Origin of the sequence: Mesorhizobium sp. M7A.F.Ca.US.005.03.1.1 (assembly GCF_003997975.1) — a bacterium.
Lineage (GTDB): Bacteria > Pseudomonadota > Alphaproteobacteria > Rhizobiales > Rhizobiaceae > Mesorhizobium > Mesorhizobium ciceri.
The window spans coordinates 79,277-100,462 of sequence record NZ_RZRO01000007.1; the positions used below are offsets into that span (position 1 = coordinate 79,277).

Here is a 21,186-nt window from a genome sequence, read left to right on the forward strand (position 1 = left end):
TCGGCCAGGCATGTCTCCCAAAAGTGGCTCCGGTTTTGGGAGAACGACAGGCATAAACAGGAGCATGAAGCGCGACGCGCTTTAGCATGGAGACCGGGATGGAAGATCGTATTCGCGTCCGTTCGGAGGAAATCCTCTCCGACGACTGGGCCATCCTGAAGAAGACCGTCCTCGACTACCGCCGGCGCGACGGTCAGTGGGAGACGCAAATCCGCCAGACCTATGATCGCGGCGATGGTGCGGTGATCCTGCCTTACGACCCCTTGCGTTCGACCGTGCTTCTGGTGCGCCAGTTCCGCTATCCCGCTTACGTCACCGGCCACCGCGAGCCGCTGATCGAGGCCTGTGCCGGCCTGTTGGACGAAAACGATCCGGAGACCGCCATCCGCAAGGAAGCCGAGGAAGAGCTGGGTTATCGCTTGAAGGATATCGAGCGGCTGTTTTCGCCCTATATGAGCCCCGGCAGCGTCACCGAACGGCTCTGGTTTTTCATCGGCCGCTATTCACCCGCCGACCGCATCTCGGCCGGCGGCGGCGCGCAAGAAGAGGGCGAGGACATCGAGGTTCTGGAAATGCCGCTCGACGAGGCGCTGGCCGGCATCGCCGATGGCCGTATCGTCGACGCCAAGACCATCATCTTGATCCAGCATCTGAAGCTCAATCCGATGCCTGCCTGAACGGCGCCGGTCCTCCTTCGCCAGGGCTTTCGGGTGGCCCGCCACCCGAAGCTCGAAGGGTGGTGCGGATGAAGGGACTCGAACCCCCACGCCTTTCGGCACTGGAACCTAAATCCAGGGCGTCTACCAGTTCCGCCACATCCGCATGGACCGGCAATCCCATGTGGCCATCATTCTGTCAATGTCAGAGACAAGATGTGGCCCAGCGACAAGATGTGGGGCAGGCCCCGAATGCTGGTTATCGGCTGGGATGCGAAGACTGTTGAAAATTGGCCTCGCCTGTGACAAAAGGCGTGTCAAATGTGACGGGACGCGACGATCCGCTTCTGCAGAATGTGATAAGAAGTAGGAAAAACAAGAACTTATTCACATTTTGGAACGCAGTTTGGGAGAGTTTGAGCCGGGTTTTCGGTCAAATCGCCAGGTTCCGTACCAAAAGCCATTCCCGGCAAGAATATACCGGCAGGCTGTGAACGGCAGAGGCCGTGGCAGTCTCATTGGTGAAAACAAAGGTTTTACGATGCAGGTCACCGAAACGCTCAACTCCGGTCTCAAGCGAGAGATCAAGATCACCGTGCCGGCCGGTGACATGGAAGCCAAGCTGATGGCGCGGCTTTCGGATGCCCGCAACAAGGTCCGCATCAACGGCTTCCGTCCAGGCAAGGTGCCGGTGCAGCACCTGCGCAAGGTCTACGGCAAGTCGTTCATGGCCGAAGTGGTCAACGAAATCCTCAACGATTCGACCCGTTCGATCATTACCGGGCGTGGTGAAAAGGCTGCCATGCAGCCTGAAGTCATCATGACCGAGGACGAGAAGGAAGCCGAGAAGATCCTGGCCGGCGGCGCCGACTTCGAATTCCGCCTCAACTACGAGATCATCCCGGCGATCGAGATCAAGGACTTGTCCGACATCAAGGTGACGCGCCAGGTATTCGACGTGCCTGATGCCGAGATCGACGAGCAGGTCCAGCGCGTTGCCGAATCGGCGCGCAGCTACGAGCCGAAGACCGGCAAGGCCGCCAATGGCGACCGTGTCACCATCGACTATGTCGGCAAGATCGACGGCGAGGCCTTCAATGGCGGCGCCGGCACCGATCAGCCGCTGGTGCTAGGCTCGAAGGAATTCATCCCCGGCTTCGAGGATCAGCTTGTCGGCGCCAAGGCCGGTGAGGAAAAGCAGGTCACCGTGACTTTCCCGGAAAACTACCAGGCGGCGCATCTGGCCGGCAAGGAAGCGACCTTCGATGTCACCGTCAAGGAAGTGTCCCAGCCCGGCGCGCTGGAAATCAACGACGAGACCGCCAAGAATCTCGGCCTGGAGTCGCTGGAGCGCCTGCGCGACGTCGTGCGCGGCCAGATCGAGAACCAGTTCGGCGCCATGACGCGCCAGAAGGTCAAGCGCCAGCTGCTCGACCAGCTCGATGCGGCTTATTCGTTCGAGGCGCCGTCGAAGCTCGTCGACGCCGAGTTCAACAACATCTGGGCGCAGGTCAATCGTGATCTGGAAGCAGCCGGACGCACCTTCGCCGACGAAGAGACGACGGAAGAAGAGGCGCGCGCCGAGTATCTGCGGCTTGCCGAGCGCCGCGTGCGCCTCGGGCTGGTGCTGGCTGAAATCGGCGAGAAGGCCGGCGTGACCGTATCGGACGAAGAGCTGCAGCGCGGCCTGTTCGAGCAGGTGCGGCGCTATCCAGGAAACCAGCAGCAGGAAGTCTTCGAGTTCTACCGCAACAACCCGGAAGCGTTGAACACGCTGCGGGCGCCGATGTTCGAGGAAAAGGTGGTCGACCATCTGCTCGGTCAGATTTCGGTCACCGACGTCAAGGTCAGCAAGGAAGAGCTGATGGCCGACGACGAAGAGGACGAGACCGCCGTCAAGGCGAAGCCGGCGAAGAAAGCCGCCGCCAAGAAGGCCGACGCCAAGACGGCCGACGACGCGGAAGAGCCCAAGAAGAAGGCCGCGCCGAAGAAGAAGGCCGCCGAATAACACCAGCGCTCCGCTGAAACAGGAAGGCCGCCCTCGAGGCGGCCTTTTTCGTTGCCAAACTGCAACAGCCGCCATGCTTCGCGAGCGACGGCCTGTGGCGACCAAGCTTTGATCATTATCTGCGCTTCTATTGCAAGCCGCTTGGTTGTTGGAGGGCGTGTTGAGACTGGTCGTCGAATTGGGACACGCTTCGGCAATCGCGCTGATCCTTATCTCGGTCTGCGGCATTGCCCAGGCCGGCACGGTGCCTGACAACTGGCGCTTCGGCACGAATGAAGACGGCCTCGTGACGGCCTCGCTCTACGCCACCAACAAGCTGATCACCGGCGGCGGTGCCTTGAGCTACAGCCCGATCCTGACGATTGCCTGCCGGGCAAACGGCGAGCCGCATTGGACTGAATGGCTGCAACTGAACGACGCTGTTTCGGCCAGCCGCAAGATCACCATGTCGATTACGGTCGATCAGGAGAGCAAGTTCGACGAAAGCTGGTCGGTCGGGCCGCGCGGCCGGATGCTGGTGCGCGATGGCGCCGATGGCATCAGGCGCCTTGTCGCCGCGAACCGGCTGCAGCTTTCGTGGCGGTTCGGGCTGCTGGCGGGGCGCGGCGAGGCCGATTTCGACCTCGCCGGGTTCGGCGAAGCGGTCAGCCAGGTTGCCGGAAACTGCAACACCGATCCGCCGTGAACGACCGTGAGGCGAAGGCGGCAACGGCCGAGCTCGCCGTTCCCGGTGATGCTGATCGGCTTCAAACCTTTGTTCTAATACATGTCGTTGCCTCAAAAACGCACTTTGGGGCGACATCATCAAACGGCGTTGCTGACCCAGCGGAGCACGTTGGTCCAAAGCCGCGCATAGCCGGGCCATTCGACAAAACTGTTCGGCAGCCAGTGCGGTCCGATGTCCGACGTCCAGACCAGCGTGCGCCCTTCGCCGTGGCGCCCGGTGACCAGCAGGGGATGGCCGCCCTGGTCCTGCGGCAGCCGCGCCAGAACCTCGACATCGTCGCGATCGCGGGCGACGACCTCGTTGGCACCGAGCAGCAGCGGCCATTCGCCCTCAATGCCGGCAAAAAGCGGATGGTCTCTTGAGCCAGTGATCTCGGGACGAAAGCCCTCCGGAATTTCGAGACGGTCATCATTGGGAAGGCAGGTCACCGGCAGCGCCTCCTCGACCGCCGTGCGATGCCAGCGCGCCTTGCCGTCAATGCCTTGGAAGCTGAAGTAACCGCCGATCATGATCAGGCCGCCGCCGGCCAGCGTCCAGTCGCGCAGGAGCTTGAGCCGGTTCGGCACTGTCTTGCCGTGCAGCCAGACATCGGGATGAAGCAGCAGCGAGTTTGCGCCAATGTCGGACAGGATGATCGTCCTGTATTGCGACAGCCCTTCCATGGTGAAAGGCAGCTTCTCGACGGCCTCATGAGCGGGCATGTAGTCGAGATCGAATTCGCTGTCCTTCAAGGCGTCGACCAGGGGCGTTGCCCCGAGATGGAAGGTGACGCTGCCGAACTGGTCGAACCCCTTGTAGTGGGTCGCCGAACTCACCCAGCTTTCGCCGACAAGAAGGACTTTTGTTTTCGCCATGATCATACTCTCCTGATTCCGCCAGTCGCTTGTTCTAGCCGGCTTCGCCCGCCCCGATCTCTGGGATCGCGTGGTCGGGGTCGGCCGGCGTTGGCGCCGGCCCTGCCATCTCAGATCAGCAGCAGGCCCTTCATGCTGGCATATCCCTTCCGCCCGATGATGATGTGGTCGTGCACCGCGATGCCCAGCCGCTTGCCCGCGTCGATGATCTCCTTCGTCATCTCGATGTCGGCGCGCGATGGCGTCGGGTCGCCTGACGGGTGATTGTGGACCAGGATAATGGCAGTCGCCGAGAGTTCGAGCGCCCGCTTGATCACTTCTCGCGGGTAGACAGGCGTGTGGTCGACAGTACCCGTCTGCTGCACCTCGTCGGCGATCAGCGCGTTCTTTTTGTCGAGGAACAGGATGCGGAACTGCTCGCGCGCCTCGAAGGCCATTGCTGAGCGGCAATAGTCGAGGAGCTGCTGCCAGGACGAGAGGATCTCGCGGCCGTGGACCTCGCCGCGTGCCATGCGCTGCGCCGTTGCGGCGAGGATTTTCAGGTCGAGTGCCACCGCAGGGCCGATGCCCTTGACCTCCTGCAGCAGGCCCACCGGGGCGCCAAGCACTTCGGCCAGCGTGCCGAAGCGTGCCAGCAGCGCCTTGGCCGCCGGTTTGGTGTCGGCACGAGGGATCAGGCGAAAGAGCAGAAGTTCCAGAAGTTCGTAATCGGGCAGGGCATCCGGACCCGCCAGGGCAAAGCGCTCGCGCAAGCGGTCGCGATGGCCGAGGTAATGCGGCTTTTCGTCGAGCGTCGCCTTGGCTTTCGCAGCAGGCCGCATCGGCGCTTCGGAGAAGAAACTCCGCTCGTCATCGTCGCTTGTGTTCCCCATACCCCGCCCACATTGCTCCGGCACAGACATTAGAGCTGTTCTGGCCTGGATTGAAACAGTTCCGTTCTCCGATCGCGAGACGATCCACGGCAGATCGTGGCAGCCCACTGTCAGCCTAGGGCCTCCCTATACGGCAAGATGAAACCACGATTGCGCAACAAAACTTAACATCACTTAACGCATGCGGCCACTTTCACCTGACATGGTGACGCCACCGGAGGCTCTTTGCCTCGCTATACTGGAGCACGCATGTTCGCCAAAATTGACTCTGGACTATTTGCCGGCCGGGCATCTCTTGCGGTCATGGCAATCCTGCTTTCAGCCCATTCGGACGGCGCGCTGGCGGCAGATGCCATTGCGGTGAATTCCGATGATTTTACCCTGCCGCCCGAGCCTTCCCGTTTCGGGCGCTTCGAACAGAAACTGTCCGACTGGCACGTCGTGCTCGGCGGCGGCGCCATCATCGTCCCCAAATACGAGGGCAGCAATGAATTCAAGATCATGCCGGTGCCTTTCGTCACGGCGACATTCCTCGACACGGTGACGATCGATCCGACTGGTGCCAACATTGCCGTTTATGAACAAGGACCGTTCGCCTTCAGCGCGCGGCTTGGCTATGAGATGGGCCGCAAGGAAGACGACTCCGACCATCTGCGCGGCTTGGGGGATGTCGACATGGGCGCGACGGTCGGCGTGAAGGCAGCGGCGAAGTTCGGTCCGGCCGAAATATTCGCGCAGCTGGACAAGACCATCGGCGGCAGCGATGGCCTGGAGGGCAGGGTGGGGATCGAGGTGACCCGGCCTCTGTCTCAATCGTTGATGATCGGCGCCAGCGCGTCCGCCGTGTTCGCCGACGAAAACTACATGCAGGCCTATTTTGGCGTCACGCCCGAGCAATCGGCTCGCTCGGGGCTGGCGCGCTATGATGCCGGCGCCGGTTTGAAGCGCGCCGATTTTTCGATTTCCGCCACATATATGCTCGACGAGAACTGGATGGTGCGCGGCGAAGCGGGGGTCGGCGTTCTCTTGGGTGACGCTGCCGACAGCCCCGTCGTCGTCGAAAAGATCCAGCCTTCAGGGATGCTTCTCGTCGGATATCGGTTCTGACGCCTACCCAGGGCACCAAATGCAAGCTGGACAAGCTCCGGAATGGCACAGCAACGGCACCAAAGCGATTTGAGCGCCGAATCCAGGTCGGCAAGGCAAGGTTCGCGCATCCTCATTGTCGAAGACGATCTGGAGATCGCGCGCATGCTGGGCGACACGCTCACCGACAACGGCATGACCGTGGAAATTGCCGAGAGCGGCGTCCAGATGAATGCCGCGCTTCGCACCCAGAAATTCGATCTCATCGTGCTCGATGTCATGTTGCCGGGCGAAAACGGTCTCAACATCTGCCGCCGCCTTCGTGCCGCAACCAACATTCCGATCCTGATGCTGACCGCGCTCGGCGAGGAAATCGACCGCATCTTCGGGCTGGAAATCGGCGCGGACGACTATGTGACGAAACCGTTCAGCGCGCGTGAACTGACGGCCAGGATACGGGCGCTGCTGCGCCGTACAGCCTATGATCCCGACGAGCGGGACTGGTCGAAGGTGCTTCGTTTCAACGGCTGGCGCCTTGATCCCATACGCCGGCAATTGCATGACCCCAACAATGCGCGGGTGACGACCACGACGCATGAATTCGACCTGTTGCTTGCGTTTTGCCGCAACGCAGGCCGGGTTCTCTCGCGCGAGGAACTTCTGGGCGTAACCCATGCCGGGCTCGCGGGGCCGATCGAGCGTAGCGTCGATGTCCATATCAGTCGAATCCGCAGGAAGATCGAAAAGGATGCGCGCGATCCGGTGCTTTTGAGGACCGTTCGGTTGGGTGGCTACATCTTCACCGCGACGGTGGAGGAAGCATGAGGGATTTCATCCGCCGTTTCTTGCCACAGTCCGTGCGTGGGCAGTTTGTGGCAATCATTTTCATCGCGGTGATCGTGATCATGTTCGTCGGTTCGGTCGTCGAGAGTTTCATAGAGAACGCCGATCTTCCCGCCGCGGAAGATAACGCCAGGCGTGCGGCCGTTGTTGCTGCCTTGTTGCAAGAAACGCCGGCGCAGGCGCGTGGCGCAATTCTGGCGACAGCAAAGCGGGCCGGCTTTGATTTCGAGATATTGCCCAAGGACCGGATAACCGGCATTGCCCAATCCTATCTGCAATGGCGAAGTGTCGAATGGCTTTTGCGTATCGACAGGGGGACGGTTGAGGGACGCTGGATAAGGGTCGGCGGCCGATACGCGTTTGTCATCGACCTCGACCAGCAGGACGTCCTGGCCCATTTCGGCATGCCCGATTCCTGGCTGACATCGGGCCTCGTCCGTGCCTCGTTCTATAGGTTCATGGCTTTCGTTGCCTTGCCCGTGCTGATCTGGCTGTTTGCGGTTTGGGCCGTGACTGATCCGTTGAAGCGCATCTCGGCGGCAGTCGGTTCGGCCGAGATCGAGAATGGCGACCAGCTCTTCGTCGAACACGGCTCCATTGAAATGGTGGGGTTGGCGCGCGCCCTGAACAGGATGAGGACGCGTATCCGCACGATGATCGAAAACCGCACGCGCATGTTGCGCAGCGTCAGTCATGATCTGCGCACGCCTTTGACGCGGCTGCGGCTTCGCGCCGAGCGCATGGATGATGGCCCAATCCGAACCGCAATCCTGTCCGATGTCCAGCACATCGAAATCTTGATCGATGAGACCCTTACCTACCTGCGCAACGATGTTTCGACGGAGAAGCTGCAGCGCGCCGATATTGCCAGCGTTCTGCAAACCGTCTGCGCCGAATTCTCTGATGTCGGATTTCCTGTCTCATATTCCGGGCCGGACCGGCTTCTGGGCTGGTGCAAGCCCAATGCATTGGCGCGTGCGATCGCCAATCTTTGCGACAACGGGGTCAAATTCGCTGGCAATGTCACTGTCGCCTTGACAGCGACCGGCACGGCGGCGCGCATCACGGTAGGGGACGACGGGCCGGGTATTCCGATGACGGCACGTGCCCGTGTTTTCGAACCATTCTTCAAGGAAGATGCGTCGCGCGGCATTGCGTCGAAGCATGGCTTCGGTCTGGGCCTCTCGATCGTTGCCGACATCGTCCAGGGGCACGGCGGTAGGATCGAATTGGAGGACAACCAGCCCAGCGGACTGGTCGTTACCATCGACCTGCCGAATGCCGCGGATGTGCAGTCGGCATAGACGGCCTCCCGCCGGGTAAGGTGCGCTCTAAGCCGGCAGGCCGGGGCGATCGAGCTTTTTGGGCGACAGCGTGAAAATCTCGCACCCTGTGTCGGTCACGCCGATCGTGTGCTCGTACTGCGCCGACAGCGAGCGGTCGCGCGTCACCGCGGTCCAGCCGTCCGACAGAACCTTCACGTGCGGCCGGCCCAGATTGATCATCGGCTCGATGGTGAAGATCATGCCTGGCCGCATCTCGACGCCTTCATTGGCGCTGCCGTAATGCAGGATGTTCGGCGCGTCATGGAACAACTGGCCGACGCCGTGGCCGCAGAAGTCGCGCACCACCGAGCAGCGCTCGCCTTCGGCAAAGGTCTGGATGGCGGCGCCGATGGCGCCGGTGCGGGCGCCCGGCCTGACCGCCGCAATGCCGCGCATCAGGCATTCATGCGTGACTTCGAGCAGCCGCTCGGCGGCGCGCTTGATCGTGCCGACCGGATACATGCGCGAAGAATCGCCGTGCCAGCCGTCGAGGATGTAGGTGACGTCGATGTTGACGATGTCGCCATCCTTGAGCGGCTTGTTGTCGGGAATGCCATGGCAGACGACATGGTTGATCGAGGTGCAGGATGATTTCGTGTAGCCGCGATAGTTGAGCGTCGCCGGCAGCGCGCCGTGGTCCATGCCGAATTCGAAGACGAAGCGGTCTATTGCTTCGGTGGTGACGCCGGGCTGGACCATCGGCACCAGCTCATCGAGGCAGCGCGCGGTGAGATCGCATGCCTTGCGCATGCCGGCAAAGCCGTCCTCGCCATAGAGGCGGATCTGGCCGGTATTTCTGAGCGGGGCCGTGGCAGCGTCGAGATAGGTGACCATTTTGTCCGTGTAGCGGGTAGGGCCCTGCAGGAGAGCCGACGTGAAGATCTCCCCAGATTTGGCACTTGAGGGCAAAAGGTTCAAGGAAGAACTGCCCGATGCACCCGCACAGTTCGAGATATTCGCCTTGCATGGGCGGTTCAGCGACCCAAGTGACGACACATTTCTGGGCCAAAAGCCGGTCAAAGCAACTTTTGACGACGAACGGCGTTGCTGCGGTGGCGCCAGTTCGGGAGACAGGAAATGGACAGACTGCAATTCGAGGTGCCGGTGCGCATAGCGCCCGCGCCCGGCCTGCCGGTCGAGGAGATCTACGGGGTCGAACAGGCGCTCGATTTTCTCCAGGACTGGCCTGCGCGCCGTCAGGGCCCGATCTACCAGAAAGCCTTCAACGCCTGCTTTGGGGCCACGGTAGACGTGGTCAAGACCGAGGATGCTTGCCGGGCGTTCATGGCGTTTTGCCGGGCCAGCGGACTGATGGCCAGGGACATGATGACGCCGCGCAAGCGCGGCGGTGAGGCGAGGGCGCTCCAGGCCTGAGGGCCGCCGCCGTTTCGCCTGCCCCCCACTGCAACCAATGAAGCGCGTTTGACGCACAGGCGATGTCGCGAGCGTATCGTTGCGTCCCCGCACCCACGTCAGCGCCGTTAAGCTTCCGTTTCCACCTTCCCGGCTACGCCATTGCTTGTTGGCAATGGTTGATTCGTTGCGTCAGTCTCATGGTTCGGAAGATGTCCCCAGAAAAAATCCGTGCATTCCCGATCGACCGTCAGGTATTCTTGGTCAGAGAGGTTGCCGCCAAGCTCGGCAATCTGCATGGCGAGCCCGCCACCTCGTTCTGGAGGGCCAAGGCGTCGGAGTTGCTCGATCTCGTCGTCGGATCGGGCAGGGACAGAACGGCAGCCGGCGACGAAGTGCGCAGGTTCTTCCTGGCCGTACAAAGAGAGATGTCGGCCGGGGTGGTTGCGGAGCCGATGCCGATTCTTTCCGCTTGAAGAAATCCTGCACAGCTTTGGCTTCCCACTGCATTCTCCAATAGTGCGAGCAGCAATATATCGGTGTTTGCTGCCTTCGACGGCAAGTTCGCTGATCGGGTGCGAACCCATGGCTGCCTATCGCAGGCGGATGCTCTAGGACATCGATGCTCTCTCTCGCCGCCTCCCGCTGGCCCTAGCCCTTCTCGCTTGCCAGGAAGTGCGCTCGCGCGTTGATCAGCCAGCGAAGCACTTCTTTTTTGAAGCCAATGGACCACTGCTCAAAAATGCACCGAACTTTTTAGCCATTCGTTCATTTATGCGTGCTTTCTAATCTAAGCCATGGCCTTGAATAGCTTCACCCGTGTTCGGCTTGTAATGGACGCCATGCGCCGGAGCACGGGCGCAAATGTCGCCACCATTTTTGCCCTCACCTTGCCGGTCGTTGTCGGCGCTGCGGGCTTCGGCGTCGAGACCTCCTATTGGTACTACAACAGCCTGAGATTGCAGGCGACGGCCGATGCAGCCGCCTATGCCGGAGCGCTCGAACAGATTTCGGGTTCCGACAAGCCGACGATCGTCGCGGCTGCGACCCAGTCCGCGGCGTCGAACGGGCTGGGCTCGGGCACGATCGTCGTCAATACGCCGCCCGCGTCCGGACCGAATACGGCGAAAAAAGCGGTCGAGGTGATCGTCGGCCAGAAGCTCGACCGGATGTTCACCCTGATCTTCACACAGGAAAAGGTTCCCGAACAGGCGAGGGCGGTGGCCGTTATTACCGATGCCTCGAGTGCTTGCATGCTCGCGCTCGATCCGTCCGCGTCGCAGGCGGTGCTGTTTTCCGGCAGCACCAGCGTTAAGCTCACCGGCTGCTCGGTCATGTCCAATTCCATCGCCTCCGACGCCATCAAGCTTCAGGGCGCGGCCGGTCTGCAGGCCGATTGCCTGATATCGGCGGGCGGTGTCTCTCTCAGCAATCCCGTCACCACCGTCTGCGCGGCCCCGATCACCCAGGCACTGCCCGCCGGCGATCCCTTTGTCGACCTGCCGGCCCCGGTGGCCGCGACCCCCTGCCTGAACGACAACAAGGCGACGCTCGGTCCAGGCACCTATTGCAGCGGCATGAACCTGAAGGGCAACGTCACGCTTTCGCCCGGCGTTTATGTCGTCCAGGGCAATCTCAAGATAAACGCCAACGCGGCCATCACCGGCGCCGGGGTGACCATCTTCATGTCCGGCAGCTCGACCGTCAGCATGAATGGCAATGCGTCCGTGAAGCTCAGCGCGGCGACTTCGGGCACCTACTCAGGCGTTCTGTTCTACGGCGACAGGACCGGCATGAGTGCATCCAGCACATTCAACGGCACAGCGGACTCGCTTTTGACCGGGGCCATCTATTTCCCCAAGCAGCAAGTGAGCTATCTTGGCAACTTCTCGGGCAATGGCGGCTGCACCAGGGTCGTCGCAAATACGATTCAATGGTCCGGTAATTCAACCATCAATCAGGATTGCTCGAGCCTCGGAGTGCCCAACATTCCAGCCGCGCGGTCCGTGGCACTGTCCGAGTAGCTCCGTGGGGCGCCGGTCGATGCCGATCCTCGGCGATGATTCGGGCGTTGCGGCAGTCGAGTTCGCGATGGTGCTGCCCATTCTGTGCCTGGTGCTGCTTGGTATTCTGGACGGCTGGTCCTACATAACGAGTTCACTGTCGATGCGCGCCGGTGTGAAGACGGCCGCGAACCTGGTCATGAGCGGATCGACCGATGATGCGGCGACCCAGGCCCTTGCCATTGCGAGCTGGGAAAATCGGCCGGAAGACGGCCAGGTCACGCTAAGCCACATCCGTATGTGCGGGACGACCGTGGTCGACGCTTCCACCATGTGCAGTGGGCCGAAGGTGCCGTCGATCTATGTCCAGATACAGGCATCGGGCACCTGGGTGCCGCCAATTGCCTTCGGCGCCTTTGCCGCTCCCACCGTCATAGGTCACCAGGAGATGATCCGTGTCCGCTAGGGTAAGCGCGTTGCGGCGGGATCGATCGGGCGGGGCCGGGCTGGAGTTCGCGCTGATCGCCCCCTTCCTTGTCATGCTGCTGTTCGGAATATTCGCCTTTGGCTGGTCGATGCACTCGGTCTCCAGTGTTCGCTATACGCTGGAGACGTCAGCGCGCTCGCTGCAGCTTAAGAACACGCTGACCCAAGCCGACATTCAATCGATCGCCACGCAGAAATTGCAGGCCTTGGGGTTCAAGGACGTGAACGTCACGATCGCCATCGACCCGGTGAGCGGTGGCTTCCGCATGGCGCATCTGACCGCCGCCTATGCCTTCGTCATCGACTTCCCCTACTTCAGTTCCTTCCCGATCAACTACGCGACAACCGTTACCGTGCCGCTGCTTGGCAGCGGCTAGGCTGTGGCCTGATAGCCTCGCGCGCTGGGGCTCTGCTTACTTGTACGCCTTGAGCGTGATCAGCCCACCGAGAATGGCTATAGCTATCAGGATCAGCGCCCACGACACGATGTTGTGCGACAGACGCCTCCGTCGGCCGCGCAGGGCGCGGTCGCGCCAGCGTTTGGCCTGATCAGCTCCTATGTTTAGTTTATCCATGCCCTTCTCCCCACGAGCAGAATGCGACTCATGCCGGCTGGTGTCCAGATGGCACCGGTTTGGCGGTCGTGGCGCAAGCTTGGCACTCGGCCTGCTTTTTATGGCACGGGGCTAGCTAATATATTCGTTAGTGCTAATATTAAGATTACGTTACGTCATGTTCGACCATCTGTCGGGTGCAATGTGGGGGTTCCAATGAGAGTGGCTGTATTGTGCGCGGCTGTTGTTTTCGCTGCGACCGGTGTCGCTGTTGCCAAGGAAAAGAAGGCGGCGGTCAGTGACGCTGCCGCCTTGTGTTCCACGAAACCGTCGACCAAGAAGCCCGTTGCAAATCTGGACTGCGGTTTCACCGGAACCGCCAAATCGGAAGACAGCGGCGCAAAGGCAGAGCCGCGTCTCGGATACGACTCCAATCCGTGGATCATAACAGGCTTTTGACTTTGCACTGTCGGATGCCGGTTGAAGCGCTGAAGAGGGTCGTCTTGAGCGGCGCGCGACCCGTTCTCATGTAGGCTCCCGCACGCAAACCAGGCAAATAAATACGGACTTGCCACTCGGGGCTTCGCCCCGTTGTCGCAATGCCGTGAAAGCCCAACTCGACCGTGCAATAAAAAGCCCGCCACGGGGGCGACCTGCGGCGGGCTCTTGGAGCGGCTACATCCCTTAGGAATCGACCACTTTGTAGCAGGATTATGACCCGTATGGCCGCGTTGGCCTATGGTGTGATCGCGGAAGACTGCGCGTCAGTTGAAGAGAGCAGCAGAGAGCCAAGCGAAATTGCCGACATTGGGAGGGAGGTTTGCGCCAAACGCAAATTTTTCTGGTACGCCCAAGGGGAATCGAACCCCTGTTACCGCCGTGAAAGGGCGGTGTCCTAACCGCTAGACGATGGGCGCGCTCAGACGAAGCGGCTTATACTGGCGTTGTGCGCAACCGGCAACCCGTCAGGTGCCACCTTGGACAACTTTTTTCCAGGCCTGCCAAATCAACGGTTTGCCGAGGGTTGGCAGGCTTTGACGATTAGCGGCGACACCCATCGTTTCGTCATCCACGGGCGGAGCAAGGAGCGCTCCGTCGCGAAGACCCGAGGATGACGAAGTTGGGGACGCTTCGGCCTATCTCGAATGTTCAGGAGGCTGGAACGATATTGCCGGAACGGCCTTGGCGGCTGACAGGCGTAGGCCGTCAAATAGCGCTACTAGCCGTCACCGCCGCTGCGCCGGCGGCAGCGCCAGTTCCAGTCGCGCTCGGGACCGACGTCGACGTGAACCGATTCTGTGTGGCAGTATGTGCCGACACCGCCGCGACCGGGCATGCTTCTGATGTAGCTCGCCAGTTCCCATTTCGAAACGCCGGGAACCTGGATGTCGGCGGCGGCGCAATACATGTGCAGCGAATTCTTGGCGCCGTTGGCGCGCCGATTGCGGGCCGGGTCGCGATAGCCTGACGTCACCGTCATCTTGCGGCCGTAGTGGCCTTCGATCGTCTTCAGCACGCGCACCAGCGACGGTTTCAGGCAGGCCACATCGACGCTCTCGTTCTGCTTGAGCAGCCCGTTGGGCGCCAGCCGGGCCATGCCGGCGGCGGACGCAACCTGATAGGAGCCGCCCACTGGCCCCTCATCCTCGTTGAGGTCGACGTCGCTTTCGTCATCGAGGCCGGACTTGCGCTTGATCTCGAACAGGGCCGTCTGGCGCACGCCGGGCAGGGCATCGCTGCCGGTGATGTGACCGCTATCGCCACCGAGCGAAGCCAGCTGTACCGGCTTGGCCGTGGAATCGGCCGAGGCAAGCGTGATGATCGGCTTTGCCGCTGCTGGCGTCGCTTTTGCCTGCGCCGGAGGCTGCTCGCCCGTCCGGGCGTTGCTGATGAGGGGGGCTGGTGTCGCCGAGGCTGGCGTTGCGCCAAACATCGAAGCCAGGAAGCCTTTCTTCTTTGGTGCTTCGGCCTGCGGCATCTCGCCAGCCGTCACATAGACCGGGTTGTTCATGGCCGGAGCGGCAGCGGGCTTCGGCGCCGCCACGTCGCCGTCGGCCGCGGCAATCTGCTGGGCGACCGCATCGGTCTGCTGCGCGGTCTGTGCCTGCTGCGTCAGCGACTGCGGCGTGTTTCCAACGATGGTTTCGGCGCCCGCCGGCATGGTCAGCGGAAAGACAGCTCCCGGTTTGGACACAGGCACATAGGCGACCTTTTCAGGCAGCGCCGTGTCGCTTGCCGTCATCACGGTCGTCTGCTCCGTCGTGACATCAGACGAATCGGAGGCGGCGATCGCCTTGCCGCTGGAGGCCGCGTTTACATCCGATGCGGTGGCATTGTAGCCGGGCATTCCGACCGACATTGCCGGGTCGCCAGCCGAAGTGCAGGAGGCCAGAAGCAAGGAGCAGAGCGCTGCCACAATGGCGCGGCGTTCTCCCTTTGCGAGGCTCCATCCTGCTGATTTCAAACTCAAATTCCCCCTCGATGTCCGGTCGGCATATCTTGGCGCGGCATGCATGCGTCGCTGCCAAGGTGACCTTTGTCTCCGATCCGGAAACGAGACCTGTGTCAAATCCGCAAGCCTGGAAGTATTTTTGCAGTGATTGCCGAATTACGGCCGCTTGATGGTTGACGACACCATTTCGCCCGCTTTTGGCGGCCCGTCAACTCACCACACATTACAGTCCGTTACACACGGACCTTCACATAGGTGCCCGGAGCATCACCCAAAGTTTTCATATGCTTGCCCGGTTTGCGGGCAGGCACGCGGGTGTTGTCCTTGGCCTCTATCCAGCCTTGCCAGTGCGGCCACCAGGATCCTGGATGGTCGGTGGCATTGGCTATCCACTGGCTGAAGTCGCCCGTCGGCGTACCCCCGGTCCAATACTGGTATTTGTTGGATGCCGGCGGATTGACGACACCGGCGATATGGCCCGACCCCGCCATCACATACTCGACCGTGCCGCCGAAATATTTCGAGCCGAGGAACACCGAAAGCGCCGGCGCGATGTGATCTTCCTTGGAGGCGAGGTTGTAGACCGGGATGGTGATGTCGCCGAGCGAGACCGTGCGGCCCGCCAGTTCCATCGTGCCTTGCGAAAGGTTGTTCTCAAGATAGCAGTTGCGCAGGTAGAAAGAGTGGTTGGCTGCGGCCATGCGGGTGGAATCGGCATTCCAGTAGAGCAGGTCGAAGGGCAGGGGATCCTTGCCGCGCATGTAGTTGTTGACGACATAGGGCCAGATCAGGTCGCCTGAGCGCAGCATGTTGAAGGCGGTCGCCATCTTGGTGCCGTCGAGATAGCCCTTTTCGCTCATCGACTTTTCCACTGCCGCGACCTGTTCTTCGTCGACGAACACCTTCAGGTCGCCGGCATAGGTGAAGTCGACCTGCGTGGTGAAGAAGGTCGCCGACTTGATGCGGTCGTCGCCCTCTTGCGCCATCAGCGCCAGGGCCGCCGCTAGGAGCGTGCCGCCGACGCAATAGCCGATCGCGTTGACGTCGCGTTCGCCGATGGCCTTCTCGACCGTGTCGAGGCCGTATTGCAGACCCTCGCGGATATAGGCTTCCCAGCTCTTGGTGCCGTGGCGCTCGTCCGGATTGACCCAGGAGATGACGAACACGGTGTGGCCCTGTTCAACCGCCCAGCGAATGAAGGATTTCTGCGGGTTCAGATCGAGGATGTAGAATTTATTGATCCATGGCGGGCAGATCAGCAGGGGCCGCTTGAGCACCGTCTCGGTCGCCGGTTCGTACTGGATGATTTCGGCGACGTCGCTGCGGCCGACCACTTTGCCGGGAGTGGTGGCGATGTTCCTGCCGATCTCGAAGGGCGAGTAGTCGGCCTGCCGCAGCTTCAGGTCGCCCTTGCCGGCGGCGATGTCCTCGGCCAGCATCTTCATGCCGCGCACCAGGTTTTCGCCGTTCGAGGCGACGGTTTCGCGGAACAGTTCCGGATTGGTCAGGATGAAATTCGACGGCGAGATGGCGTTGGACACCTGCTTGACGTAAAAGCCGGCCTTGTGGCGGGTGTGCTCGTCAAGACCTTCGGCGTGCTCGACCAGATCGGCCGCCCAGCGCGAGGTGACGAGATAGGCCTGCTTGAGGAAATCGAAGAAGGCGTTGCGGCCCCATTCCGGGTCGAGGAAGCGCTTGTCGCCGCGCTCCGGCTTGACCGCGTCTTCGGTGTCTTGCGCGGCGTTGCTGGTGCGCTGAATGGCGTTGGCCCAGACCGTCATATAGCCGGAGAACAGCCGCGTCTGCGCTTCCAGCGCGCGCTGCGGATCGGCAAGCCAGTATTCGCTGAGCTTGGAAAAGGTCTTCACCATATCGACGACGGGCTCGGCCACATGGTCGCGCACGTCGCCTTTTTCACGCGGCTCGGCCCAGGCGGAAGCGGCCTTGCCGGCCTGCTCGATCATGCGCGCCATGTTCAGGGCGAAGCGTTCCGGGTCCTTCACCAGATATTGCTCGACGGTCGAAGGCTGGTCATCTTCCGCTTTGCCCGAATCGGGTGTTTTGGACATGGTTGGCGGGGTTCCTCCCGAGGCCTTTTCTTGACATATTAACATGGGACATCCGACCGGGCCAATCTCGCTCTACCTCGGCTGCCAAGGAAACAATATGACGATTAATATTGGCGAGACTGTTTTTTTCGGTGCCGGACGTTTTTGCCGCATCGGCGCGGCGATCGTCCTCATCGGCATTGCCGGGTGCTCGAGCACCAACACGAATGGCCCGACGCCTGTCGCTGTGGGTGCGGGACCGAAGGATACCGGCACCTTCCCGAACCTGAACATCAAGCCGCAAGTGGCGGCGCCGCAGTTCACCGAAGCCGAGAAGAACGCCAAGCTCGCGCAATTGAAGGCGGATGAGAATGCGCAGGCGGCAAAGGGCGGCGGCCCCAAGGTCGTCAACCAGGCGGCGCTGACGGATCTGGCCAAGAAGCATGGCGACGAAACGCTGAAGCAGATCGAAGCCAAATGCGACCCCGCCCTCGACCCTACCTGCAAATAAGTATATAGCGCGCGCCCAACACCCCTTCGCTGTCTGGAACTGCCATGGAAGAATTTCACAAGGTTCGCCGGCTTCCGCCTTACGTGTTCGAGCAGGTCAACCGGCTCAAGGCCAGCGCCCGATCGCGTGGCGCCGACATCATCGACCTCGGCATGGGCAATCCGGACCTGCCGACGCCCAAGGCTATCGTCGACAAATTGTGCGAGGTCGTGCGCGACCCGCGCACGCATCGCTATTCCTCGTCGCGCGGCATTCCGGGCCTGCGCCGCGCCCAGGCCGCCTACTATGGCAGGCGCTTCGGCGTGAAGCTCAACCCCGACACGCAAGTGGTGGCCACGCTCGGTTCGAAGGAAGGCTTCGCCAACATGGCGCAGGCGATCACCGCGCCCGGCGACGTGATCCTGTGCCCGAACCCGACCTATCCGATCCATGCCTTCGGCTTTATCATGTCGGGCGGCGTCATCCGCTCGCTGCAGGTGGAGCCGGACGACGGTTTCATTCCGGCGCTCGAGCGCGGTGTCAAGCATTCGATCCCGAAGCCGCTGGCGCTGATCCTCAACTATCCGTCGAACCCGACAGCGCTGGTCGCCTCGCTCGATTTCTACAAGGATGTGGTCGCCTTCGCCAAGAAGAACGACATCATCATCCTGTCCGACCTTGCCTATTCGGAGATCTATTTCGACGGCAATCCGCCGCCTTCGGTGCTGCAGGTGCCTGGCGCGATCGACGTTTGCGTCGAATTCACCTCCATGTCGAAGACCTTCTCCATGCCCGGTTGGCGCATGGGCTTTGCCGTCGGCAACGAGCGGCTGATCTCGGCGCTGACGCGGGTGAAGTCCTACCTCGATTACGGCGCCTTCACGCCGATCCAGGTGGCGGCGGCACACGCGCTCAACGGCGACGGCGCCGACATCGCCGAGGTACGCGACATCTACCACAAGCGCCGCGACGTGATGGTCGACGCCTTCGGCCGCGCCGGCTGGACCATTCCGGCACCGGCGGCATCGATGTTCGCCTGGGCGCCGATCCCGGAGCCGTTCAAGCATCTCGGCTCGCTCGAATTCTCCAAGCTGCTCATCGAACATGCCGACGTGGCCGTGGCGCCCGGTGTCGGCTTCGGCGAGCATGGCGACGAATTCGTGCGCGTTGCTCTGGTCGAGAACGAGCACAGGATCCGGCAGGCGGCGCGCAACATCAAGCGCTTCCTGTCGACCAGCGCCAAGCAGCCCAACAATGTCGTGCCGCTCTCCGCTCACCGGTAAGCTTGCCGCACGCAAATTCGATCTGACTTTGAGGGACGTCGCCGGACATGGCTGAAGCATTGCGTGTTGGAATTGCCGGCCTCGGCACGGTCGGTGCATCGGTGGCGCGCGTGCTGCGCGACAAAGCGGTGGAACTGACCCGCCAGTGCGGCCGTGACGTGATCGTCACCGCCGTCTCGGCGCGCGACCACAAGCGCGATCGGGGCGTCGATTTGAGCTCTGCAAAGTGGTTCGACGATCCGGTCAAGATGGCCCAGACCGCAGAAATCGACGTGTTCGTCGAACTGATCGGCGGCGACGAGGGCCCGGCGCGCTCATCGGTGAAGACGGCACTCGAAGCCGGCCGTCACGTCGTCACCGCCAACAAGGCGCTGCTGGCCAAGCATGGCGTGGCGCTGGCCGAGATCGCCGAGAAGAAGGGCGTGCTTCTCAACTACGAGGCGGCGGTGGCGGGCGGCATTCCCGTCATCAAGACGATGCGTGAGGCGATGGCCGGCAATTCGGTCACCCGCGTGTTCGGCATCCTCAACGGCACCTGTAACTACATCCTGACCCGCATGGAGGCCGAGGGCATCTCGTTCGATGCTTGCCTGAAGGACGCGCAGCGGCTGGGCTATGCCGAGGCTGATCCGACCTTCGACATCGAGGGCCACGACACGGCGCACAAGCTGTCGATCCTGACCAGCCTTGCCTTTGGCACCAGGATCGCCGCCAACGACATCTACATGGAAGGCATTTCCAACATCACCCAAGCCGACATCCGCGCGGCCGCCGATCTCGGCTACCGGATCAAGCTGCTGGGTGTCGCCCAGCGCACCGAGAGCGGTATCGAGCAGCGCGTGCATCCGACGATGGTGCCGACCGCATCGGTCATCGCGCAGGTGCATGGCGTCACCAATGCGGTGGCGATCGAAACCGACATTCTGGGCGAGCTGCTGCTGTCCGGCCCCGGTGCGGGCGGCAACGCCACCGCATCGGCCGTCATCGGCGACATCGCCGACATCGCCAAGAGCCGGCCAGGCTTCCAGCATGGTCCGGTCTTCGGCCGGCCGGCCAAGGAGCTGAAACCCTACAAGAAGGCGCAGATGCGCAGCCATGCCGGCGGTTATTTCATCCGGCTGACCGTGCACGACCGCATCGGCGTGTTCGCGGCAATCGCCAAGCGCATGGCCGACAATGACATCTCGCTGGAATCGATCGTCCAGCACGCAGTCAACGGCGAGGCGGCGGCACAGAAGACGGTGATCCTTGTCACCCACGAGACGACGGAGGCCGCCGTTCGCAAGGCGGTAGACGGCATCACCAAGGACGGACATCTGACCGACAAACCGCAGGTCATCCGCATCGAACGGGCAGGGTAGCTTTGTCCGACAGTCGCGCGGGACAAGAATTCCGCAGGCATTGAGGTCCGGTCTGGAGGCAGGCAGCTGCCACAGACCGGAACGAATTCGCGTCGACGCCGTTCTCTTGGTCACCAACCAGAGGAACCGCTTCATGGCTGACACCAACAAATCCGACACCCCCGATATCGACGACATCCAGAAGACGTTGGAAAAGCAGATTGCCGAACTGCGCAAGGAGATCACCAAGATCAACAAGAGCATTTCGGCGCGGGGCGCGGAGATGCTCGATGACGCCAGCGAACAGGCGTCCGAGTTGTACGACACCGCGGCGAACCGCGCTTCGCGTACGGCGCAACAACTGCGCAGCCAAGCCCAGGCTGTTTCGGAAGTCGCGCGCGAGAATCCTGGTACGACGACAGCTTTGGTCGGCGTGATCGGCCTGCTCGGCTTTCTGGCCGGCTTCGCCATTGCTCAATCGACGAACGATACCTCCCGCCGCTGGTATTGACCGCAGCGCAATAGGGCCGGGCTTCCGGCCTTTTCTATTGTTTTCAGCAAATCACTTTTAAGGAGGACACCATGGCTTCGTCAGCGTTGATCGGCATCCTGATCACATTCCTCGTCATCATCCTCGTTCTCTATCTGGTTCAACGCCTGCCGCTCGATGGCCGGATGAGACAAATAGTTCAGGTCATCGTCATCATCATCGGCATCATTTCGCTGCTCAAATACCTCGCGGTTTTTTAGGCCGCGAAGGCCGCCATTCTCACCGTTTTAAGACTGGCCCGGCGCGTGGCGATCGG

The 21,186-nt window shown here is 61.7% G+C and carries 22 protein-coding genes and 2 tRNA genes; 16 read left to right on the plus strand and 8 right to left on the minus strand.

Annotated elements, in window-relative coordinates:
- The first annotated feature begins 98 nt into the window (after window positions 1-98).
- Window positions 99-677, plus strand: coding sequence for an NUDIX domain-containing protein (locus EN990_RS05570; protein ID WP_024504405.1), 579 nt, complete (start codon window positions 99-101; stop codon window positions 675-677).
- A gap of 60 nt (window positions 678-737) precedes the next feature.
- Here the strand turns inward: EN990_RS05570 and EN990_RS05575 are convergent.
- Window positions 738-822 (minus strand) — tRNA-Leu (locus EN990_RS05575).
- A 375-nt stretch (window positions 823-1,197) separates the two neighbouring features.
- On the opposite strand from EN990_RS05575, the gene tig reads away from it, so the two are divergent.
- Together tig and EN990_RS05585 are read left to right on the plus strand one after the other, a co-directional pair.
- Window positions 1,198-2,664, plus strand: a complete 1,467-nt coding sequence (gene tig / locus EN990_RS05580) for a trigger factor (RefSeq protein WP_127368362.1) — start codon at window positions 1,198-1,200, stop codon at window positions 2,662-2,664.
- A 160-nt stretch (window positions 2,665-2,824) separates the two neighbouring features.
- Complete coding sequence (locus EN990_RS05585) at window positions 2,825-3,349, plus strand: hypothetical protein (protein WP_127385878.1); 525 nt, start codon at window positions 2,825-2,827, stop codon at window positions 3,347-3,349.
- A gap of 119 nt (window positions 3,350-3,468) precedes the next feature.
- Here the strand turns inward: EN990_RS05585 and EN990_RS05590 are convergent, their stop codons facing one another.
- Window positions 3,469-4,245 carry a glutamine amidotransferase gene (locus tag EN990_RS05590; RefSeq protein ID WP_013532007.1) on the minus strand — a complete coding sequence of 259 codons (777 nt, stop codon included), beginning with the start codon at window positions 4,243-4,245 and terminating at the stop codon, window positions 3,469-3,471.
- A 110-nt stretch (window positions 4,246-4,355) separates the two neighbouring features.
- A complete protein-coding gene (gene radC / locus EN990_RS05595) occupies window positions 4,356-5,117 on the minus strand; it encodes a DNA repair protein RadC (protein WP_013532006.1) in 762 nt (253 codons plus the stop codon).
- Between the two features lie 249 nt (window positions 5,118-5,366).
- On the opposite strand from radC, the gene EN990_RS05600 reads away from it, so the two are divergent.
- Genes EN990_RS05600 through EN990_RS05610 form a run of 3 tightly spaced genes read left to right on the plus strand, consistent with a single transcriptional unit; the run spans window position 5,367 to window position 8,350 of the window.
- Entirely contained in the window at window positions 5,367-6,224 is an 858-nt protein-coding gene (locus tag EN990_RS05600) for a MipA/OmpV family protein (protein WP_013532005.1), read from the plus strand.
- 42 nt (window positions 6,225-6,266) lie between these two features.
- Window positions 6,267-7,028: a response regulator transcription factor gene (locus tag EN990_RS05605; protein ID WP_063167867.1), complete on the plus strand. Its 762-nt coding sequence runs from the start codon at window positions 6,267-6,269 to the stop codon at window positions 7,026-7,028.
- Window positions 7,025-8,350 carry a HAMP domain-containing sensor histidine kinase gene (locus EN990_RS05610; protein WP_127368364.1) on the plus strand — a complete coding sequence of 442 codons (1,326 nt, stop codon included), beginning with the start codon at window positions 7,025-7,027 and terminating at the stop codon, window positions 8,348-8,350. Before EN990_RS05605 ends, EN990_RS05610 begins: the two co-directional genes overlap by 4 nt.
- 27 nt (window positions 8,351-8,377) lie before the next feature.
- Here the strand turns inward: EN990_RS05610 and map are convergent, their stop codons facing one another.
- Complete coding sequence (map, locus tag EN990_RS05615; RefSeq protein WP_013532002.1) at window positions 8,378-9,205, minus strand: type I methionyl aminopeptidase; 828 nt, start codon at window positions 9,203-9,205, stop codon at window positions 8,378-8,380.
- 243 nt (window positions 9,206-9,448) lie between these two features.
- Here map and EN990_RS05620 point away from each other — a divergent pair, with 243 nt between their 5' ends.
- From EN990_RS05620 to EN990_RS05640, 5 genes are all read left to right on the plus strand, one after another.
- Complete coding sequence (locus EN990_RS05620; RefSeq protein WP_013532001.1) at window positions 9,449-9,745, plus strand: DUF982 domain-containing protein; 297 nt, start codon at window positions 9,449-9,451, stop codon at window positions 9,743-9,745.
- 191 nt (window positions 9,746-9,936) lie between these two features.
- A complete protein-coding gene (locus tag EN990_RS05625; RefSeq protein ID WP_024505702.1) occupies window positions 9,937-10,200 on the plus strand; it encodes a DUF6074 family protein in 264 nt (87 codons plus the stop codon).
- A 321-nt stretch (window positions 10,201-10,521) separates the two neighbouring features.
- Window positions 10,522-11,748 (plus strand): pilus assembly protein TadG-related protein, encoded by a 1,227-nt coding sequence (locus EN990_RS05630; RefSeq protein WP_063167868.1) that lies wholly within the window; start codon window positions 10,522-10,524, stop codon window positions 11,746-11,748.
- Window positions 11,749-11,767: 19 nt separating this feature from the next.
- Window positions 11,768-12,193: a TadE/TadG family type IV pilus assembly protein gene (locus EN990_RS05635; RefSeq protein WP_064995340.1), complete on the plus strand. Its 426-nt coding sequence runs from the start codon at window positions 11,768-11,770 to the stop codon at window positions 12,191-12,193.
- Complete coding sequence (locus EN990_RS05640; RefSeq protein ID WP_013531997.1) at window positions 12,183-12,590, plus strand: TadE/TadG family type IV pilus assembly protein; 408 nt, start codon at window positions 12,183-12,185, stop codon at window positions 12,588-12,590. The genes EN990_RS05635 and EN990_RS05640 overlap by 11 nt, the downstream gene beginning before the upstream one ends.
- Before the next feature lie 36 nt (window positions 12,591-12,626).
- On the opposite strand, the gene EN990_RS05645 is transcribed toward EN990_RS05640, so the two are convergent.
- The 4 genes from EN990_RS05645 to phaC all read right to left on the minus strand — a co-directional run bounded on the left by EN990_RS05645 (window position 12,627) and on the right by phaC (window position 17,288).
- Window positions 12,627-12,788 carry a hypothetical protein gene (locus EN990_RS05645; RefSeq protein ID WP_013531996.1) on the minus strand — a complete coding sequence of 54 codons (162 nt, stop codon included), beginning with the start codon at window positions 12,786-12,788 and terminating at the stop codon, window positions 12,627-12,629.
- An 821-nt stretch (window positions 12,789-13,609) separates the two neighbouring features.
- Window positions 13,610-13,684 (minus strand) — tRNA-Glu (locus EN990_RS05655).
- Between the two features lie 302 nt (window positions 13,685-13,986).
- Complete coding sequence (locus EN990_RS05660; protein ID WP_127385443.1) at window positions 13,987-15,237, minus strand: YcbK family protein; 1,251 nt, start codon at window positions 15,235-15,237, stop codon at window positions 13,987-13,989.
- A gap of 215 nt (window positions 15,238-15,452) precedes the next feature.
- A complete protein-coding gene (phaC, locus tag EN990_RS05665) occupies window positions 15,453-17,288 on the minus strand; it encodes a class I poly(R)-hydroxyalkanoic acid synthase (RefSeq protein ID WP_127366348.1) in 1,836 nt (611 codons plus the stop codon).
- A gap of 97 nt (window positions 17,289-17,385) precedes the next feature.
- Here phaC and EN990_RS05670 point away from each other — a divergent pair, with 97 nt between their 5' ends.
- The 5 genes from EN990_RS05670 (at window position 17,386) to EN990_RS05690 (ending at window position 21,130) form a co-directional block, all read left to right on the plus strand.
- Window positions 17,386-17,778 carry a hypothetical protein gene (locus EN990_RS05670; protein WP_063167871.1) on the plus strand — a complete coding sequence of 131 codons (393 nt, stop codon included), beginning with the start codon at window positions 17,386-17,388 and terminating at the stop codon, window positions 17,776-17,778.
- A 44-nt stretch (window positions 17,779-17,822) separates the two neighbouring features.
- On the plus strand, window positions 17,823-19,040 hold the full coding sequence (locus tag EN990_RS05675; protein WP_013531991.1) for an LL-diaminopimelate aminotransferase: 1,218 nt from the start codon (window positions 17,823-17,825) through the stop codon (window positions 19,038-19,040).
- Window positions 19,041-19,087: 47 nt separating this feature from the next.
- Window positions 19,088-20,401 carry a homoserine dehydrogenase gene (locus tag EN990_RS05680; protein WP_013531990.1) on the plus strand — a complete coding sequence of 438 codons (1,314 nt, stop codon included), beginning with the start codon at window positions 19,088-19,090 and terminating at the stop codon, window positions 20,399-20,401.
- A 133-nt stretch (window positions 20,402-20,534) separates the two neighbouring features.
- Window positions 20,535-20,891 (plus strand): hypothetical protein, encoded by a 357-nt coding sequence (locus EN990_RS05685; RefSeq protein ID WP_024505708.1) that lies wholly within the window; start codon window positions 20,535-20,537, stop codon window positions 20,889-20,891.
- 71 nt (window positions 20,892-20,962) lie between these two features.
- Window positions 20,963-21,130, plus strand: coding sequence for a Thivi_2564 family membrane protein (locus tag EN990_RS05690; protein WP_013531988.1), 168 nt, complete (start codon window positions 20,963-20,965; stop codon window positions 21,128-21,130).
- The last annotated feature ends 56 nt before the right edge of the window (window positions 21,131-21,186 follow it).

Excerpts from the sequence above, each read along its gene's own strand:
- EN990_RS05570 (WP_024504405.1), top strand. The coding sequence starts at position 99 with ATGGAAGATCGTATTCGCGTCCGTTCGGAGGAAATCCTCTCCGACGAC.
- tig (WP_127368362.1), top strand. The coding sequence starts at position 1,198 with ATGCAGGTCACCGAAACGCTCAACTCCGGTCTCAAGCGAGAGATCAAG.
- EN990_RS05590 (WP_013532007.1), bottom strand. The coding sequence starts at position 4,245 with ATGGCGAAAACAAAAGTCCTTCTTGTCGGCGAAAGCTGGGTGAGTTCG.
- radC (WP_013532006.1), bottom strand. The coding sequence starts at position 5,117 with ATGGGGAACACAAGCGACGATGACGAGCGGAGTTTCTTCTCCGAAGCG.
- EN990_RS05600 (WP_013532005.1), top strand. The coding sequence starts at position 5,367 with ATGTTCGCCAAAATTGACTCTGGACTATTTGCCGGCCGGGCATCTCTT.
- EN990_RS05605 (WP_063167867.1), top strand. The coding sequence starts at position 6,267 with ATGGCACAGCAACGGCACCAAAGCGATTTGAGCGCCGAATCCAGGTCG.
- EN990_RS05610 (WP_127368364.1), top strand. The coding sequence starts at position 7,025 with ATGAGGGATTTCATCCGCCGTTTCTTGCCACAGTCCGTGCGTGGGCAG.
- map (WP_013532002.1), bottom strand. The coding sequence starts at position 9,205 with ATGGTCACCTATCTCGACGCTGCCACGGCCCCGCTCAGAAATACCGGC.
- EN990_RS05620 (WP_013532001.1), top strand. The coding sequence starts at position 9,449 with ATGGACAGACTGCAATTCGAGGTGCCGGTGCGCATAGCGCCCGCGCCC.
- EN990_RS05625 (WP_024505702.1), top strand. The coding sequence starts at position 9,937 with ATGTCCCCAGAAAAAATCCGTGCATTCCCGATCGACCGTCAGGTATTC.
- EN990_RS05630 (WP_063167868.1), top strand. The coding sequence starts at position 10,522 with ATGGCCTTGAATAGCTTCACCCGTGTTCGGCTTGTAATGGACGCCATG.
- EN990_RS05635 (WP_064995340.1), top strand. The coding sequence starts at position 11,768 with ATGCCGATCCTCGGCGATGATTCGGGCGTTGCGGCAGTCGAGTTCGCG.
- EN990_RS05645 (WP_013531996.1), bottom strand. The coding sequence starts at position 12,788 with ATGGATAAACTAAACATAGGAGCTGATCAGGCCAAACGCTGGCGCGAC.
- phaC (WP_127366348.1), bottom strand. The coding sequence starts at position 17,288 with ATGTCCAAAACACCCGATTCGGGCAAAGCGGAAGATGACCAGCCTTCG.
- EN990_RS05670 (WP_063167871.1), top strand. The coding sequence starts at position 17,386 with ATGACGATTAATATTGGCGAGACTGTTTTTTTCGGTGCCGGACGTTTT.
- EN990_RS05675 (WP_013531991.1), top strand. The coding sequence starts at position 17,823 with ATGGAAGAATTTCACAAGGTTCGCCGGCTTCCGCCTTACGTGTTCGAG.
- EN990_RS05680 (WP_013531990.1), top strand. The coding sequence starts at position 19,088 with ATGGCTGAAGCATTGCGTGTTGGAATTGCCGGCCTCGGCACGGTCGGT.
- EN990_RS05685 (WP_024505708.1), top strand. The coding sequence starts at position 20,535 with ATGGCTGACACCAACAAATCCGACACCCCCGATATCGACGACATCCAG.
- EN990_RS05690 (WP_013531988.1), top strand. The coding sequence starts at position 20,963 with ATGGCTTCGTCAGCGTTGATCGGCATCCTGATCACATTCCTCGTCATC.